Source organism: Alteromonas sp. ABH4_452 (genome assembly GCF_056311825.1).
In genome coordinates, this window is sequence record NZ_CM149973.1 from 16,010 (window position 1) to 34,634 (window position 18,625).

Consider the following 18,625-nt stretch of genomic DNA (forward strand, 5'->3'; position numbering starts at 1 on the left):
AAAGCGCCAGCCCCTATGAAACTAGACATATAAAGGAGCACACAGTGAATTGGAGTAAAAAAGCTTTAAGCAAAACAGTAATTTTAGACGCGGCCAGCAACATTGGCTCTGGCGTTTCAAGACGACAGTTTATTAAATACTCGTCTGGTTTATTGGCGGCTATGAGCGCTCCTGCTGTTTTGGCAGATACGAGTTTGGCGAACGGGCATGGTGGTAATAAAGGAGCAATGATGAAGGGCATGCATAACAGCGCGGTTGGCCTGCAGCTTTATACCCTAAGAGATATTATGAAAGTAAGTGTACCGGCTACGCTTAAACTGGTAGCTGACGTAGGCTATACGGAAATGGAATTCGCAGGCTACTTTGACCATAGTGCAAAAGAGATTAAGCAACTGCTTGATGAAAACGGCCTAACTGCGCCCTCGGCTCATATTCAATTAGATGCGTTTGATACTAACCTTTCACAAATTTTAGATAATGCTCACACCGTTGGTCACAAGTACTTAGTGGTACCTTGGCTTAGCGAAGCACAGCGCGGTACGGGTATAGCGCCTTACCAAGCCCTTGCAGAAAAGCTAAACACCATTGGTGAAGCCTGTAAGAAAGAAGGCATTACCCTTGCCTACCACAACCACGATTTCGAGTTTGAAGTGCGCGATGGCAAGACACCGTTAGACGTACTAATTACCCAGACCGATCCAGACCTTGTTACCATGGAACTTGATTTATATTGGGCGGTAAAAGCAGGTAAAAACCCGGTTGATTATTTCAAGCGGTACCCAGGCCGCTTTAAGCTTTGGCATGTAAAAGATTTGGCGGAAGACGGCAGCTTTGCTGACGTGGGCACAGGCACTATTAACTTTAAAGAGATATTTGCGCACGGCAAGTTAGCTGGCATTGAACATAAATTTGTAGAGCGCGACCATACCACCGACCGCATAGCCACTATTGAACAGGGCTTTAAAGCAGTAAGCGCATTAAATAAAGGCGTTAGCTAACGCTTTAGACCGTACCGTGTTTATAATGGGCACATAGCAAAGCATCATAATAGTAGTAATTTTATGAGTGAACTTTTCAGTGCCCTTTCTCGCGCATTAAGCCCCTATTACACCGAAATGAGCATTATGCTTATGGCCACAATTTTAGTGGTGTACGGCGACCTGATTAACGGCCATGTAAAACGCATTCTTGCGCCTTATCACTTTATTATTCGCGTTAGTTTGTTTGTAGTGCTGTGCGCCTTCGGCTATGGCGCACTAACCTTGTACGGCGCACCTTTCTTGAAACACACCCTAGCCTACTTGCCTTGGCAGTACCAAGGTGCAGGCTATGTGGCATCGTTTCTATTGATAGGCTTTTTGGCGGAAAGGCGTAGGTATGTTTAGCAGCTTTTTTACTCTGTCTTAAAAAAACTAAGCGACAGTTTTACTATATTGTTCTATGTACTTTTTAGGTGGTAGATGCATGACCTTTTTAAAAGAGGTAGAAAAGTAAGCAGCCGTTCCAAAACCCACATCTAGACATGTATCCAAAATGCTATTTCCTTCTAGCAGCAGTGGAATAGACTTTTCGATTCTAAAGCGCGACAGAAACTCGCTGAAATTATAGTCAAACAACTCAGACATCCTTCGATTTAAGCTTCTTGGGCTTATCAATAATTGTGAGGCAGCTTGGTCTCTATTGAATGCTTCGTCTTGATAGTTCTTTTCAAGAACGGCGATGAAGTTTAGATAGAAAGCCATATCCTTCTCGTTATCAAATTCTGGAATTATTAAGCACCCGAATTTGAAAACGGGAAGTGCACTTTCATCATCTTCTTTTTCTTTTGCTTCTCTGACCGACAATAAGTGTTCAACACGCAGTATTATTTCTTCATTTGAGGCAGGCTTTGCTAAGAAGTAATCTACCTTTTCCTCTAGCGCTGCTTTCTCCAGTTCAGCACCTGTTTCAGCAGTGAGCATTAATATTGGAATGTTTGCGTAGCTAGGGTTTTGGCGAATAGCCTTAGTTAAACCAAGCCCATCCATTTCGAGCATCATTTGATCCGTTATTACCAAGTCCACCAAATAATGTTGCATTACATCTAAGGCTTGGACACCATTTCGCGCGACTAGACAACGATATTTGTCTGAGAACAGGTCGAAAAGGTAAGAACGGAATTCTCTGCTGTCATCGACAATTAACAGCGATTTTTTGTTTGTTTTTGCATCCGCTGGCAAAAGATCTTCAGCATGCGAATTCACAAAAGTAATATCATCAATCGGTAGCGTTACGGTTACTTTTGTTCCGACACCTTTTTGGCTTTGAAGGGCAATCTCTCCTTGGTTTAACTCTACTAAAGTTTTAACCGTAGCCAATCCCACACCATTTCCATCTAATTTTGTATTGCCCCTAGCAAACCTTTCAAACACTTTACTTTGCAAGTTCTCCTCTATTCCCTCACCATCATCATTTACAATGATCTTTAGCGTCTTGCTATCCTGTATTGCGCTAACTTTTATCGTGCCAAGTTCAGGTGTAAATTTGATAGCGTTCTTAACTAAGTTAGCCACGATTTTCTCTAGGCTTTCACTGATCAGAGACACATCTTTTTTAACCTTTATCCGCACTTCTAGATTTTGCCGCTTTTGCTTAGCTAAAGGTTCTAGAGATAGCACAATAAAACGGATATTTTCGGGTGAATAGGACTTGTAATAATCTTCTGCTTTGAAAGCTGTAGGGACATCTTGGCTCATTTGATTAATTAACTGCTCAACTCTTTTCATGTTGTCTTGAACACAGACTAACTCTTTGCGCGTGCCCTTATCTGCGTCAGAAATTTTTTCTAGTGAACCGTTAATCACTTGAATAGGTGTTCGAAGTTCAGAGGTGATATCGTTTATAAAACGCTCTTTACTACGCAGCATTTTTTCGAACTTTGAATGCCCATCTGTAATTTCATAGCGAGTAAGATGTGCGTATAGATTGGTGGTTTTGAAATAACTCCAAGCCGCTGCTAAATATTTCAACTTATATGCAATCAACAAACTTAGAGCCACAAGAAGATACCCGCCTAACGCATACCTTTGAAAGTATATTGGTGGTTCTACCTCGAAGGTAAGAGAGGTGATCGGATTTTCGTTACCACTTACTTTTGCTTGAAACTCATACCGACCAGGCGCTAAATCTGCCATGGTGAGAAATGCTTGGGATAACGGGTGTAACTTCCACTCTTCGTCCATACCTAAGATTCTAAACTCTAACTTTTCATTATCATGGTTTGAAAAGCTGCTCGTCCTAACATCAAGAGAAAGTTTATCAAAATCACTTTCTAACTTAATAGACTTCTGAGACGCTGTTGGCTGCGAATAGATGTTATGAGTTTGCATCTTACTATCAGTCCATTCTGCTCTCGTAAATACAACTTTACTTTTCAAGCTTTCTTTGGCTTGCATGGCTGATATCGCTTTTTCTTCGTTGACCAAATAAGAATACTTATCGCCAAGAATAATTAACTGCTCTCCAAATTGGTGTATTCCACGATATTCAAAGTCTGTATCGAATATGCCGTCACTTTCATTAAAGGAAAATAATTTCTTATCTGAAGTGACCACAAAAAGCCCCATATTGGTCAAAAACCACAGATGATTACTTTCACTATGTAGGGCTCCTCTGATAAACCTAGCACCAGTCTCAGCTAATAAATCGGAGGTACTTATCTCTCCTGAACCTTTGTTAATCGATTTGATACCCTGCCCTGAAGTGCAAAGTAAGAATACTTCAGCTACTTCAATCACACAGGTAAGCCCAACCCACCTCCCGTCATCAGGAGAGATAGACTTCCAACTAAACTTGGACATTTGTATATGGAAATTACTATCACTATCAAAACCGACTATTTCACCTGAAGTTGTTAAGAATGAACTAAGCATTTGTCGGGGTGCAGGAATTTTATCTACTACCACACCATTATCTAATATATTGTAAAAGGCGGAATTCCCTTCATCATGATATAAATAGAGAAGAAAACCTGATTGCTGGATGGCGTGACTAAACTTAGAGCTGCAGTAATCACCGTTAAGGATATTACTTTTAGACAGTTCAGCATATTTTGATAAATTTTCATCGATACAGCGGTTCCCCTTCCAAAAACTAAAGGGTTTTAACTCTCCTGTTTCTACATTTATTAGGTAGTCTTGCTTTTGAGTACTAACTCCATACCCAAACTCATCACTAAAACCAAACGACTTGATGTTTTGCCGAAGTACCTGTTCACCTTTATGTAGTAGATTTATAGCTTCGTGTGACTGTGTAATAGAAATAAGCCCAAGCTGAGACGAAGCTAGTAGTAATTCGCCTGAGGGTAGTTCAGCTATTTTAACGATACTTCTTATGCCGTCTGAAGTTATGAGCGGCGCCATAAAATCAGGTTTATTAATTTTTCCATTATTTAATTCATACAGGCCACCTGCAGTGACGTATATTCTGCGTGAACTTGAAACAAATATGTCTGAAACAGGCCCAATAGGATAATCAGGACTTTCTAAAGGGAAAAATGACTTGTTGTTATTTGAGGTGTCGTAAGCGTAGATCCCCTCACTTCCTCCAACATAAAGTATCTCGCCGTATATTGAGACTGCCTCCACAGACGAGAGGTCTGTTAGAAAAGTATCAACTGATATTACTTCGCTTGTTTCTCTTTCGGGGTCAATTTTAACTAAACCGCTTTCAGCCCCTAGGTAGACCGTCCCATCTACCGACACTGCTAAAGAAAGTACATTGTTAACATGCCCAGGCGCAACGTTTGATGCCCATTCCTGTAGCTCTCCGGTCTTTTTGTCAACAACGAGAATACCAGTAATTAGTGAAACTACTGTGTATTGTTCAAGAACACCTATCTTCCAGGCATATCGTGGCCACTTGTCTTCAGAACGAAACTTTTCTGCAGCACCTGTGTCTGTCCTGTACTTAAAAACACCCACTCCAAACTCGACGATCCAGAGCGTATTTTCTTTATCAAAGAATAAGTCCGAAATAGTCCCCCGCTCATTAGAGTCGATGTTATATTCCAACTTTTCTGAACGACCGCCTAAGTACCTAAATAGACCATTTTCAGAAGCGATATAGACTGCGTCGCCAACAACTTCAATATCTCTAATTATTCCTGCGGGAATACCGGCAAACTTAGTTTTTCCATCTAATGTAATGCCAAAAGCACTAACGTTTTGTGAAAAGGTGAGACAAAAAAGCATTAAAATTGCGCCAATGATGGCAAATTTTTCAACAAGTCCCACTTTTGTCTCTAATCGCAAATCCATATGCTTTTTGCCTTGTTACTTTTCTAATGCTTTTTAAGCAATATCAACTAAATGGAAAGGAATAGACTATGAGTATCGAACAAAATATGAACATGCAAGAGCTTACTGAGGAAGACTATACTAAAGTATATGCTGGCACTGGACGCTTTTGCTTATTAGAGGAAGACTTAATGGCAATAATGCCCGAACTGCCAACTCTTCCTTCTGGTCATAAAGTCGACATCTAAACCAACAACCACTTCATCCCAGCATTTTCGGCGGCTTGCTGGTCATAAATAAAGTCGCCTACATACAGGCAGTCTTCAGGTTGAAGCTGCCATGTATTCGCCACCATTAATAAGGCGGTTGGATCGGGTTTAGCTGGGGCATCTTCGCGGGTAAGCACGTAGTCGATAGGTATACTGTTGTTGGCTACTTTAATAGCGGTAGCTTGGCGGCAGTTGCGGGTAACAATTGCCATGGGAAGTTTGTGTTCCTGGACCTTTTCTACCATGGCTTTGCCTATGGCTAGCCATTTTGCATTCTGCGCATCCTCTAGTTCGTGCTGCAAAATAGTGCGGTGTGCATTGGCTTTGGTTTCCGCGCAGCTAAGGGCATCGACAAAGGTAAGAATATCCTCGTCTTGTGGGCAGCCTATGTCGGCGCGCATTCGCGTAAAGTTAAGGCTAGACTCTACCAAGGTGCCGTCTAAATCGAATATTACACCTTTAATGCCGGTTAAGCTCATCTGCTCAATACTCACGTTTTTTTGCCCTTTCAATTCAGTAAAATTGTAAAGACTCGATTAACGCTCACCTAAAACAGCTCAGCGCGTTTTTGCTCATATTTTCTGATACCAACATAATGCCACGAAAGTCTTTCACCTTCTGTTACGTTTACTTAAGGCTATGATGTTTTGACTAAAAACCAACTGGATGATTTAAGTTTACGCCAACTACACCATGCATTAGCATAGCCGCTCTTTTTGGCAGACTAAACGTTGCCCTTTCTCATTTATTCATATTGTTAACAGGTAGTTTATGGGTGTTTTTGCTGCGCTAGGTACAGCGCTTTGTTGGGCTATTGCTGCGCGCTTATTCCGTGGTACGGGTAACGCATTTTCGCCGCTAACTATGAACTTTTGGAAAGGCTTAATTTCAATTACCATTTTGGCCGTTGTGCTACTTTTCGTTCAGCCAACCGGGCTTACTACCAGTGCAGTGTTGTGGCTATTACTTAGTGGACTTATTGGCATAGGCATTGGCGACACCTGTTTCTTTAAAGCCCTACAAAGCATTGGCGATAGCCAAGCGGTACTGGTAGCCGAAACCCTTGCGCCTTTATTTACCGCGCTTTTCGCTATGGCCTTCATTGGCGAATGGATTACATGGCAGCAGTGGGTTGGCGTTGCTGTAGTGCTATTTTCGGTAGATATGGTTATAAAGGCACGTAAACGCAGTTCTACTCATGTATTTGCTACCAGCGGTTATTTATATGGCGTAGGCGCAGCACTGTGTCAGGCTGTAGGCGCGGTAGTCAGCCGCGATATATTAAGCGCCGGTGAAATTGATGCTGCGAGTGCGGCGTTTTTACGCTTAGTGGGCGGTATGGTATTTGTAGTGCCGTTTATAGCCTTAACCAAAACCCGCTATATGCCTGTTATCGACTATCAAAGTAGCCACGGCAGAAGCATATGGCCGGCTTTTGTAGTAGCAACATTGCTTGGCACTACTGCCGCTATCTACTTACAAATGTTTGCATTTGCCTATGCCAAAGCCGCCGTTGTTCAAACGTTAATTGCCACCAGTGCGTTAATGTCGTTAGGGGTAGCCTGGGTGCTTGGTGAAAAAGCGACAAAAGCTACCATTGCATGGTCTGCCGTTGCCTTAGTTGGTGTGGCAATTTTGGTAAGTTTTGGGTCGCCTGTGCATTAGGGGTAATGTGCTTGCCACTTACAATAGCTGCTAAATTCAGACACAAAATACGCATTAGGATACAAAAAAGCATCAAGATTTACGGGCTTTATATAGTAGTTATTGGCTCAAATCGATATTATAAAGAAAAAACGTAAATGCTATCTCTTATGGCTCGAAGGTTATATTTAACAGTCTTATCTTTTTTCAGCGTGTTGTTCGCTTCTTCTGCGACTCTGGCAAATACTGATGTCGATGCCGTTATCGAAAAAGTTCGCTCGCCCTCTTACGATTGCCCAAGTCAATCGTTACTGCCAGAGCTAGAACAAACGCTCACTTTAGAAAGCCTCACACCCCAACAACGTTTTGCTTTGACCGTAGCCAAAGGGCAGTTTTTAATTTGTCGCGGCAAGTATGAAGAAGCAGAAAAGATGCTGCTTAAAGCCATAATGCAAAGCAATATAGATGAGAGCTCGTATGCGTTTGCATCGGCTATTTATCAAATCGGCTTTTCTTATGACGCCAGAGAAAACCCAGCGCGCTGTAAATACTACCAACAGGCCCAAGATTTATCTTCTCCAGAACGCCATAGCGATATTTTTACCAGCTCTTCGCTAGGGCTTATTAACTATTGTTCAGAGTCTACGTCGCCCGAGGTTAGGTTGGGTAAAATGTTTGGCGTACTTAAACGCTATTCCGATAACGGTAGTCCAGGCGAGTTGGCGCATATTCACAATGCTATCGGCCTTCTCTATGGTGATTTAGAACAACACGCTTTGGCCGCAGAACAGTATTTGAAAGCCCATGAAATGGGTCTGCTTGTTTACAAGGGCAGTAATAAGGTAAGTATAATTATTAGTGCCATTGTATCACTGCTAAGCAGCGGACAAACCGACAAAGCCTACCAAAGTATTTTGGAGCTAGGTGCACTGAATAGTGAAATTAACACGCCACTCAGTAATTTTTTGTATCAATATGCACTGTCTATCTATTATAGAAAAACGCGAGATTACAATAACCTAGCCTATACTCTGTCCGATTTAGAAGAAGCATCAGCCAATATCTCTAGCTCTTTTGGTCAAATGCTGGTTGATTGGCACAAAGCAGAACTATGCTTACACAACAATAACCTAACCTGTATAAAGCAATACTTAGCTGACATAGGTGCGTTAGATAAAAGTGCTATTCCAAGGATTTTCGAAACCAACCTAGACTACTTGAGCTTCAACGTTTCAATATTTTTGGCTTTAGGCGATATAGAGCGCGCAAAAGAAGCCCATAGTATCTATTCAAAAGAGGTCATTAAGCGCAGGGAAGTTACCCAAGATACCGCGATGATTGTTGGTGCCGCCAACTTGTATACGCGTATTTATGATCTTGAATCAGCTATTGAAAAGGCCGAAGAACAAAGAAGGAATACTTTGTATACCGCTATCGTTGTGTTCTTAGCGCTCGTTCTTATTGCCGGGTACGTTTTACGTAAAAAGCATTTTGCACGCAAAGCCATCGACCCAGTAACACATTTACTTAACGCCGATTCAGCCATCGCGCGCATTAATAAACTAGATGCGCCTAAAAAGGGTCGAGCCATTGCTATTGCAATATTCGACATCAGTAACCTACGAGAGATAACGCGTAAAATGGGCTCTACAAAAGGCGATTTTGTATTGCGGCAAATTGCACAAACTTTTCAGAACGTTATTCGAGGCAACGATATTCTAGGCCGTTTTGGAACCGACCAATTCATTTTATGCCTTCACAATATTGAAGAACGAAGCGCGCGCCAGTTCTTTGATCGCGTACAAAGCGCGCTAGAAAGCACCTTTGAGAGCGACACCACAGATGACTATATTACGGTTGAGTCTCAAATGAGCGTATTTATTGCTACCGAAAAAATTACTGGGCTTAACGATATACTCGATGACATCGCCATGTCGATTGATATGGAAAGTCGAACCGATACCAATTAGCTTAAATAAAAAACGCGCGAACAGTATTTGCAATGTCGCGCGCTCCCAATACCCTCATGCTCTCCTTCAACGCCAATCCATCGACATTGGTCGTATAGCGCTTTAGCAAAACCAATTCTGTCTTACAGTGGTATAAGCATCAAGCGAGTTGGGATAACACGCAACGTTTAATGTCATTATTAATAGGAAGGTGAAGTGTGACAACAAGAGTTATTTTCTTCGATATCAATGAAACACTCTTAGACATGCAGGCTATTAAAACAGGCTTAGCATCTGTATTAAACGGCGATGAGACACTGGTCGACTTATGGTTTGCTAACCTGCTCCACCATAGTTTGGTTGATATAACATCGGGTCAGTTTCATGACTTTATTGATATTGGGGCGGCAGTGCTTACCATGGTAGCCCACAACAAAGGAATAACCCTTGATGAAACTACCGCGAAAGACACCATTAAACAGCATATAACCAAGCTACCCGCTCATAGTGACGTTATCCCGACGTTGAAGGCACTTCAAAGTGCGGGGTTCTCCTTAGTAGCACTTTCAAATTCATCAAAAGCAGGGCTGGATGCGCAGCTGGAATATGCCAATATTAAGCCGTATTTTTCTCATGTATTGAGTGTGGAAAGCGTACGAACTTACAAGCCTCATGCAGCGGTTTATCACTGGGCCTGCCAACAGGCTAATGTGACGAACGAAGACGCCATGATGGTAGCGGCCCATGGCTGGGATGTAAGCGGCGCAAAGGCGACAGGTATGCAAACTACATTTGTAGAGCGCCCGGGCAAGATGATGTACCCGTTAGGGCTTGCACCTGATCACAGTATTAGTTCGCTGAATGATTTAATACGTATAGTGACTGACTAACTTTATTTACTGTACAAACAAAAAAAGTCTTACCAAGGTAAGACTTTTTTGTTTCTAAACACACTTCGCGATTAAAGCTTTGCTAACTCTGGACGATTGGCTTTAAAGCCTTTTGTGCTACATGAGTTGCGCTTAGTTTCTAATGCACTTAATTGGCGCTTAAGCCATGATTTTTGAATACCAGACTTTGCTACGTCCATTTCAGTGCTTACGCGAGTAATTTCTTTTCCGACGTTTACACATGCTTTCTTATTCGGTTCAAAGCCGCCGTTAGCTAAAACTGAAGAAGAAAACATTAAGGCTGATAGCGCAATTAGCGTTTGCTGTTTCATAAGAGTCCCCAACTACTCGTTATTATCTCGGGTTAGTGTTTTACCGTAAGAATGAGCATATACTTGCTCTCAAATTTGTAAGGAATATAGCAGGCCTTTTTTTGTTATTAGGTACAGCAAAATATACGTAGTAATAAAACTTTGCCTACTTTGCCGCCGCTATCACACATAAACCGTTGTCTTTTATATTATTATGACAACAACGCCTTACCTTACCATTCCACTTACGTATCGATTTTTATATTTTTACGCACTTCCAAGTAAGCCTATCCATAGTATCGGCTTCAGCAACAGCATTCTGAAGCAACATTACCTACTTATTAAGCTATGCTATTAAAACACCTAAACTTTTCTGTAACAAGAAAAGTTATAACAATCGCTTTACAGTTTTTAGGACAAAATTTGCATTCTGTAAGTATTTACTCACTATTCTTATAAGCGACTACCTGCCGAAAGCTTTTCTACAGTTTGCATTACCGCTTTGCCCATATCATCTAAGCTTAATACTTGCTTAGCAGCCCCCTTTTCAATAGCGACTTTAGGCATGCCAAATACAATGCAGCTTGCTTCATCCTGACAGAATGTCTCGCAACCGGCGTTAAATAATTCTTTAAGACCGATAGCACCATCACTACCCATTCCCGTTAACAATACACCTATCGTGTTGCTACCCGCACTTTTGCATAGCGAATTAAACAGTACATCCACAGAGGGCTTATGACCCGATACCCGCGCACCATCGGTAAGCCTTATACGATAGTCGGCTCCGCTTCTTTCAATTTCCATGTGCTTGTCGCCAGGTGCTAGATATGCCTGACCAGGAAGCAAACGCTCGCCGCCCTTCGCTTCTTTAACCTGCATTTGACATACAGAGTCTAGCCGCCTTGCATAGGTAGAAGTGAAGCCTGCCGGCATGTGCTGGGTTATCACCGTTGCAGGGGCATTTGCTGGGAAAGTTCGCAGCACTTCTTTTATGGCTTCTGTGCCGCCAGTCGAGGCACCTATGGCAATGAGCTTTTCTGTACCTGAATAGCTTACCTTATTGACCGAAGATACTTTAGCTGGCGAGGATTTTTTTACTTTTGAACGTGCGGCCGTTCGAATTTTGTCAACGATTAACTCGTGGTATTCCGCCATACCTTGAGCTACACCGATTTTAGGTTTAGCAACAAAATCAATCGCACCTAATTCCAGCGACCGTAATGTGGCGTCAGCCCCTTTCTCTGTTAGCGTTGATATCATCACCACAGGGGTTGGTCTGGCATTCATAAGCACTTCAAGAAAGCGCAAACCATCTACTTTTGGCATTTCGATATCCAATGTTATGACATCGGGAGCCTTTTCTAGCACCAGCTTTTTCGCCACAAACGCATCTGGCGCTGCACCTACCAGCGTCATGTCTGGCTCACTCTTTATGATTTCACTGAGTATTTGGCGGATAAGCGCTGAATCATCTACCACTAACACTTTTATTGTCATGACTAGTCCTCAAATAAATCTACACTGCCACTTGGCGTTTGTTTTGATAATTCCCAGCGGTGCTGACTTTCTCGCTCGATGATTGTTGCGTTGTTTAACTCGTGTATGCGCTTCATCATCACGTGGCCACTACTTGGAAAGAAATAGACTTTTCGCGCATAAACATCGCACAAGTCACTGGCTAAAATAGGTATGCCTTCGGTTTCTAAAAACTGAGTTACAAATTCGGCATTAAACTTACCCACGTCGTTTTGAACAAAAGAAGGAACGACCTTACCGCCGCCGAAGACTTTTGCTTTAAGCCGGTTCTTTTGTGCGCCTACTTTAACGAGTTCATTAATTAAAATTTCCATAGCGTGAACGCCGTATTTTGCTGCCATTCCTTGAACTTGCTCAAATTCACCTGCCGATTTATTCACGGTAGGCAACATAAAATGGTTCATACCACCAAACCCCGTATAGGGGTCGAACAAGCAAGCTGCAACGCAAGAGCCAAGCACCGTGACCAGCATTTTGTCTTTAGTGGTAACAAAATACTGACCGGGTAAAAGCTTTACCGCTTCTTTAGAAAAACGCTTGTCGTAATAAGTTATTGGCAGTTCAAAATTGGGTGACGCCACAATCTCTCCTAACCGACTGGGCGATAAATAGTTTTTCCCACCGGTCTAACAAGATTAGTATACATATTGAAATTTTCAGAATGTCCAGCCATGTATAGCCCCGTTGGCTTTAACATACCCACCATTTTTTGTAATACTTTTAGCTGCGTTGGTTTGTCGAAATAAATCATTACATTACGACAAAATATAATGTCTAGCGGCCCTTTAACATCCCACTTCGCATCGGTGAGGTTTAGTTTTTTAAACTGCACCATATTGCGAAGCTCATCCACCACTTTTACCTTTCCCTCGTTAGCACCTTTACCTTTGTGAAAAAACTGCTTTTGTCGATGTTGCGGTATTTTCGCAATAGAGGCTAAGGGGTAAACACCAGCTCTGGCCTTAGCCAAAACTTTGCTGTCTATGTCTGAAGCAATAATTTTTACCGGCGTTTTAAAACTTCCGTACGCTTCAGCGACTACCATCGCGATTGAGTAGGGCTCTTCGCCGGTTGAGCTGGCAGCGCACCAAATGTTAGTAACATTGTGCTGGCTAAGGTAATCAGCCAGCGCAGTAAAATGATGCGGCTCGCGAAAGAAAGACGTTAGATTTGTGGTTAGTGCATTGATAAACTGCTCTAGCTCCGATTCCGATGTGTTCACTAAAGCAAGATATTCATTAAAACTGCGCAAGTTTCTTGCCCTTATCCGACGCGCTAGCCTGCTGTAGACCATTGCCTCCTTGGCATCAGATAGGTTTATTCCTGCCTTTTTAAACAACATTTGCTGCACGTTCTTGAAGTCCGCCTTTTCAAAGGCGAACTCCCTAGAGCTATCTTTTGTGGAAACAGCCGCCGTCATTAGAATGACTCCCACTCTGCTTCGTTTGGCATAGCCGGTGTTAGCACTTTAGCCTGGGGTGCATGCTCCATTCTTTGTGCAGCTAAACGTTGCGGCTGTTGGAAGTTACCATGCGTTAGTGCCGCTACAGGCCGTTGTTCATTAGTAAATCCTTTGCCTACTTCGAAAACAGAAACCCGTTCGTTCAACTGGAAAGATTGCTGTTTAAGGCTGTCTGCAGCGGCTGCGGCCTCTTCCACCAACGCGGCGTTTTGCTGCGTCATTTCATCCATTTGAATTACGGCTTTACTGACTTCCTCTATCCCCGCAGCTTGCTCTGCAGACGCCGCTGCGATTTCAGACATAATGTCATTAACTCGTTTAATAGAGGTCACAACTTCTGCCATGGTATCGCCTGACTTGACTACTAACTCGTTACCACTGGCAATTTTGCTGACCGAATCAGAGATGAGTTCTTTAATGTCTTTCGCGGCTTCCGCAGAACGCTGCGCTAAATTACGCACTTCAGAAGCAACAACCGCAAACCCACGACCCTGCTCTCCGGCTCGTGCAGCCTCTACTGCGGCGTTCAACGCCAGTATGTTAGTTTGAAACGCAATGCCGTCAATGACACCTATGATGTCTGAGATTTCTTGTGCAGAGTCATTTATCTGCGTCATGGTATCCACGACTTCGCCGATGACCTCCCCTCCTTGAGACGCTATTTTGCTCGCCTGCGCAGCAAGAGAGTTTGCCTGCTCGGCGTTTTCGGCGTTTAGCTTCACGGTGCCAGTTAACTCTTCCATGCTCGACGCTGTTTCTTCAAGGCTTGACGCTTGTTGCTCTGTGCGGCTCGACAAGTCGGCATTTCCAGTCGCAATTTCACCTGAAGCAACATTGATGGTTTCAACCGCTTCATTAATATTGGTGATGGTGCCGCGCATTTCATTGATAAATTGATTTATTGCTTCGCCTAAGACAGCAAAGTCGCCGTCTAATGCGTGGTCGATATTAACGGTTAGATCGCCCTCTGTAAGCTTGGTCATTACGTGCTTAATTTCATCTACAGCCTGAGTTCGGCCTGTAATGTCGGTAGCGAATTTCACAACACGGAAGGGTTTACCGTTATGATCTAAAATGGGGTTATAGGTAGCTTGTATAACGATCTCTTTACCGTTTTTGCCAACTCTGCGGTACTCACCAGAAGAGTAGTTGCCACTGCGCAATGCATCCCAAAATGCTGCATACTCTGGGCTCGCTCGGTATGCTGGGTCGACAAACATACTGTGGTGCTTGCCTTTAATTTCTTCTAGGGTATAGCCCACCGTATTTAGAAAGTTTTCATTGGCATCTTGGATAATGCCGTCCATGTTAAATTCAATAACCGCTTGAGACTTTCCTATGGCCGCTAACTGCCCTTCAAAATAGGCGTTTCTTACTTTTTGTTCGGTAATGTTGCTCGCGTATTTCACCACTTTTACTACATTACCACTCATATCTAAAATGGGGTTGTAGGTTGCCTGAATCCATACATCAGAACCATCTTTGGCAACACGGTGAAACTCACCTGAATAAAACTGGCCTTCAGCCAACTTCTTCCAAAAAGTGCGATACTCTTCAGATTCACGCTCTTGTTTGGTGACAAATATGCGGTGATGTTTGCCCTGAATCTCGTCTAGAGCGTACCCGACCGTGGCTAAGAAATTATCGTTTGCGGTCACGATATTACCATTAGAGTCAAACTCAATAACTGCTTGAGATTTACTTATCGCGTCTATCTGCCCGGTGTTAAATGCATTTTGCAGCTTTTGTTCAGTAACATCGGAAGCGTATTTCACCACCTTCTGAGGCTGACCGAACTCATCAAAAATTGGGTTGTAAGACGCCTGTATCCAAAGCTCGCTACCGTCTTTTTTTACCCGCTTAAACTCTCCTGACTTAAACTCACCTTTTTTCAAGTCGCGCCAAAATGCTGAATATTCAGGGCTCATTTTATAGTTAGGCTCAACAAATATACTGTGATGTTGACCTTGGATTTCACTTAAGTCATAGCCTGTTGTAGCGCAGAAGTTTTCGTTGGCGTATTGGATAACGCCTTCAAGGTCGAACTCAATAACAGCAAGGGACTTGTCGATAGCGTTAATCTGGCCTTCGTAGTCGGCATTTTTGCGTTTTTGTGCCGTCACATCGGTAGCGAATTTAACAACGCGAACAATATTGCCCAACTTATCGTAGATAGGATTATACGAAGCCTGGATCCAAAAATTGTCACCGTTTTTCGCTACGCGACAATACTCACCACTGCTGCGTTTTCCGTTTCTCAGGTTTTCCCAAAATCGGTTATATTCTTCAGATACACCATAGTCAGGCAATACAAACAAACGGTGATGCTTACCGACAATATCTTCTTTCGAATAACCTGTTACTTTGAGAAAGTTATCGTTAGCATCTTCAACAATGCCATCTGGGGTAAAAGAGATTATGGCTTGGCAACGGTCGAGGCCTTCCAATAGGCCGGTTTTATGCTGCAGTTCTTGGTCGTTTATCCACTCCACCATAGTTCCAAGCTTCTCACCTTCGACACTTTTAATCGTGGTGAGATTCAATGTAAATAACAGGTCGCCTATAGGTAGTAAAAAGGTGTCGCTACTGTTACAGGTGTCGTACCGCTGATTTAGTTCACTACTATTTGCGAAGAAGCCTGCAACCGAGGAGCCTGTTAAGTTTTCAAAGTCAATGTTGGGAAGAGAGCGCGAGAATTGTGCGCGAAACTCTGCTGTAAGTTGTTTAAATGCTTTGTTGGCAAAGGTTATCGTTCCCGACGCATCCACCAACATTAAACACGCCGAACTCTCACTCAACGCCTGTTCTTGAAAACGAGAAAGGCTTTGAGCAGCCATCAACTCTTCATTGTGAAATATATTAAAAACACCCATAGCATCACCTATTTTTTGTAGCGCTACGTGTCTGAAGCGCTGAGTAAAACTGCAAACAATAAAAAGGCGAATTCCCTTTTAAAGAATTCGCCTTTAGTTAACTAAAAAGACTCCCACTCATCATTGTTCGGTACTTTAGGAGCTAACTTTTTATTCGTTCTTAGCGTGGCTACGGAAGCCACTTTTTTCTCTGACACTACCTGAGGCGCTTTTTGTGGGCTCGCTTCTGCAACAGCAGCTTTATCACCTATATTAAACGCCGACACACGCTCAGATAGATTACCGGATTGTTGTTGTAAACTTTCGGCAGCTGCCGCGGCTTCTTCTACCAGTGCCGCATTTTGCTGCGTCATTTCGTCCATTTGCACTACCGCTTTACTGACTTCTTCAATGCCTGAAGCTTGTTCAGAGCTCGCTGCAGCAATTTCTGACATGATATCGTTAACCCGTTTGATAGACGTGACTACTTCTTCCATAGTATCGCCAGACTGATTGACAAGTTTATTGCCCCCGTCAATTTTGCTTACCGAGTCTGATATAAGCTCTTTTATCTCTTTTGCCGCTTCAGCAGAACGCTGGGCTAAGCTTCTTACTTCTGATGCCACTACTGCAAAGCCTCGACCTTGCTCACCTGCTCGTGCCGCCTCAACAGCAGCATTTAATGCAAGTATATTGGTTTGAAATGCAATGCCGTCGATAACACCGATGATGTCTGAAATCTCTTGAGCTGACTCGTTGATTGAAGACATGGTGTCAACCACCTGGCGGATGAGCTCACCGCCTCTTGTTGCAATGTCGCAGCTTTGTGACGCCAAGCCATTTGCCTGCTCAGCATTTTCGGCATTGAGTTTTACCGTACCGGTCAGCTCTTCCATACTCGAAGCGGTTTCCTCAAGGCTAGATGCCTGCTGTTCAGTGCGACTTGAAAGATCAGAGTTTCCTGTGGCTATTTCAGACGATGCAGTATTGATGGTTTCTACTGCTTGGTAAATGGAACCGATAGTGCCAGACATTTCACCGACAAACTGGTTTATGGCATCACCCAATACTTGAAACTCGCCCTGGAACTGCTCATCAAGCTCTGCCGTCAAGTCGCCACCCGATAAGCGGGTCATAACGTCACTAATTGTCCCGATAATACGGCGCATATCGTCAATGAAGCGGTTTATTGATGTGCCTAGCTCTTGAAACTCGCCATCGAACTCATGCTCAATGCGGCAATCTAAATTTCCCTGAACCAGTTCATTCATGGCCATTTTGATATCACTTATTGCTTGCTTTCTACCTGTGATATCAATGGCGTATTTTACTACGCGATGCGGCCTACCATTTTGATCCAAAATGGGGTTATAAGATGCCTGGATCCACACCTCTTTACCGCCTTTACCAACGCGCTTAAACTCATCGGTGAACAGCACGCCTTGGCGTAACTGCTCCCAAAACTGGCTATATTCAACACTGCGCTTGTATTCATCTTCAACAAACATGCTGTGATGTTTGCCAACAATTTCATCTAAGCTGTAGCCAACCGTGTTGGTAAAGTTTTCGTTGGCGTTAAGAATTTTTCCCTCAAGGTCAAATTCAATAACCGCCTGCGCTTTGTTTATTGCTTCAATTTGCCCTTCGAAGTACGCGTTTCGCAATTTAGTAGCCGTGATGTCGGTAGCGAATTTAACGACCCGAATCACCTTACCGTCACCGTCAAAGACCGGGTTATACGTGGCTTGGATCCAAACCTCTTTTCCCATTTTATCAAAGCGGCAAAACTCACCATTTTGTAGCTTGCCTGCTTTGAGATCGCGCCAGAACTGCGCGTACTCTTCAGTACGAATATACTGAGAGTCACAAAACATCTTATGATGGTTGCCTACGATCTCGTTGAGGCTATAGCCGAGGGTATTAAGAAAATTATCGTTCGCGTTTTGAACAACGCCATCTGCGTTAAATTCGATAACCGCCTGCGCATTGTTAAGCGCATCAAGCATGGTACTTTTTATAAGCAACTCAGATTGATCAACCCATTCAACCATAGTGCCTATATTTTTATTATCTTGGTCGAAGAAAGGGGTGAGCGTAAGTTTGAAGTTTAAGTCGCCTATGCTTATTGTAGAAGTCATTGTCGACTTGAGTTCTGCAAGAATATTACGCTGATGTGATGGATTGCGGTGAAACTGATCGATATTCTGACCTTCTAAGTTGTCAGCAGAAAAACTGGGAAGGACAGCCTGTAGTTTCTTTTCATTTTCTTTAAGCAGTGTTTTTACCGACTGATTGGCATAAATAATATTTCTATCTGCATCGGCCATCATGATGCAACACGTTGTGGCATCAAGCGCCTGTTTGTTTCTCAATGCTTGATTTACGTCCGTTGCCTTCGTGAAGTCTTCTAACCACGTCATGATTCCCATTGTC

14 protein-coding genes are annotated in these 18,625 nt (G+C 43.1%); 6 read left to right on the forward strand and 8 right to left on the reverse strand.

All coding sequences use genetic code 11. The features are described 5' to 3' along the window. The first annotated feature begins 44 nt into the window (after positions 1 to 44). Entirely contained in the window at positions 45 to 998 is a 954-nt protein-coding gene (locus ACYX4N_RS00075; protein ID WP_476055197.1) for a sugar phosphate isomerase/epimerase family protein, read from the forward strand. Between the two features lie 63 nt (positions 999 to 1,061). After that, a complete protein-coding gene (locus ACYX4N_RS00080) occupies positions 1,062 to 1,385 on the forward strand; it encodes a DUF3392 family protein (RefSeq protein ID WP_476055198.1) in 324 nt (107 codons plus the stop codon). A 27-nt stretch (positions 1,386 to 1,412) separates the two neighbouring features. On the opposite strand, the gene ACYX4N_RS00085 is transcribed toward ACYX4N_RS00080, so the two are convergent. Further along, complete coding sequence (locus ACYX4N_RS00085) at positions 1,413 to 5,297, reverse strand: ATP-binding protein (RefSeq protein WP_476055199.1); 3,885 nt, start codon at positions 5,295 to 5,297, stop codon at positions 1,413 to 1,415. Positions 5,298 to 5,365: 68 nt separating this feature from the next. Between ACYX4N_RS00085 and ACYX4N_RS00090 the strand changes: the two genes are divergently transcribed. Then, positions 5,366 to 5,524: a hypothetical protein gene (locus ACYX4N_RS00090; protein WP_269918800.1), complete on the forward strand. Its 159-nt coding sequence runs from the start codon at positions 5,366 to 5,368 to the stop codon at positions 5,522 to 5,524. Here ACYX4N_RS00090 and ACYX4N_RS00095 read toward each other — a convergent pair. Further along, positions 5,521 to 6,039, reverse strand: a complete 519-nt coding sequence (locus ACYX4N_RS00095) for an HAD family hydrolase (protein WP_476055200.1) — start codon at positions 6,037 to 6,039, stop codon at positions 5,521 to 5,523. The genes ACYX4N_RS00090 and ACYX4N_RS00095 overlap by 4 nt on opposite strands. Positions 6,040 to 6,316: 277 nt before the next feature. Between ACYX4N_RS00095 and ACYX4N_RS00100 the strand changes: the two genes are divergently transcribed. The 3 genes from ACYX4N_RS00100 to ACYX4N_RS00110 all read left to right on the forward strand — a co-directional run bounded on the left by ACYX4N_RS00100 (position 6,317) and on the right by ACYX4N_RS00110 (position 10,028). Then, positions 6,317 to 7,210 (forward strand): DMT family transporter, encoded by an 894-nt coding sequence (locus ACYX4N_RS00100; protein ID WP_476055201.1) that lies wholly within the window; start codon positions 6,317 to 6,319, stop codon positions 7,208 to 7,210. A gap of 149 nt (positions 7,211 to 7,359) precedes the next feature. Continuing rightward, positions 7,360 to 9,159, forward strand: a complete 1,800-nt coding sequence (locus ACYX4N_RS00105) for a GGDEF domain-containing protein (RefSeq protein WP_476055202.1) — start codon at positions 7,360 to 7,362, stop codon at positions 9,157 to 9,159. A 197-nt stretch (positions 9,160 to 9,356) separates the two neighbouring features. After that, positions 9,357 to 10,028 carry a haloacid dehalogenase type II gene (locus ACYX4N_RS00110; RefSeq protein WP_476055203.1) on the forward strand — a complete coding sequence of 224 codons (672 nt, stop codon included), beginning with the start codon at positions 9,357 to 9,359 and terminating at the stop codon, positions 10,026 to 10,028. A 71-nt stretch (positions 10,029 to 10,099) separates the two neighbouring features. On the opposite strand, the gene ACYX4N_RS00115 is transcribed toward ACYX4N_RS00110, so the two are convergent. The 6 genes from ACYX4N_RS00115 to ACYX4N_RS00140 all read right to left on the reverse strand — a co-directional run bounded on the left by ACYX4N_RS00115 (position 10,100) and on the right by ACYX4N_RS00140 (position 18,621). Next, on the reverse strand, positions 10,100 to 10,360 hold the full coding sequence (locus ACYX4N_RS00115) for a hypothetical protein (RefSeq protein WP_474802642.1): 261 nt from the start codon (positions 10,358 to 10,360) through the stop codon (positions 10,100 to 10,102). Positions 10,361 to 10,792: 432 nt separating this feature from the next. Then, positions 10,793 to 11,839 carry a protein-glutamate methylesterase/protein-glutamine glutaminase gene (locus ACYX4N_RS00120; RefSeq protein ID WP_476055204.1) on the reverse strand — a complete coding sequence of 349 codons (1,047 nt, stop codon included), beginning with the start codon at positions 11,837 to 11,839 and terminating at the stop codon, positions 10,793 to 10,795. A 2-nt stretch (positions 11,840 to 11,841) separates the two neighbouring features. Further along, positions 11,842 to 12,459: a chemoreceptor glutamine deamidase CheD gene (cheD, locus tag ACYX4N_RS00125; protein ID WP_476055205.1), complete on the reverse strand. Its 618-nt coding sequence runs from the start codon at positions 12,457 to 12,459 to the stop codon at positions 11,842 to 11,844. Between the two features lie 8 nt (positions 12,460 to 12,467). Continuing rightward, entirely contained in the window at positions 12,468 to 13,298 is an 831-nt protein-coding gene (locus tag ACYX4N_RS00130) for a CheR family methyltransferase (RefSeq protein WP_476055206.1), read from the reverse strand. Continuing rightward, positions 13,298 to 16,213, reverse strand: coding sequence for a methyl-accepting chemotaxis protein (locus ACYX4N_RS00135; protein ID WP_476055207.1), 2,916 nt, complete (start codon positions 16,211 to 16,213; stop codon positions 13,298 to 13,300). Before ACYX4N_RS00135 ends, ACYX4N_RS00130 begins: the two co-directional genes overlap by 1 nt. 101 nt (positions 16,214 to 16,314) lie before the next feature. After that, positions 16,315 to 18,621: a methyl-accepting chemotaxis protein gene (locus tag ACYX4N_RS00140; RefSeq protein WP_476055208.1), complete on the reverse strand. Its 2,307-nt coding sequence runs from the start codon at positions 18,619 to 18,621 to the stop codon at positions 16,315 to 16,317. Between the last annotated feature and the right edge of the window lie 4 nt (positions 18,622 to 18,625).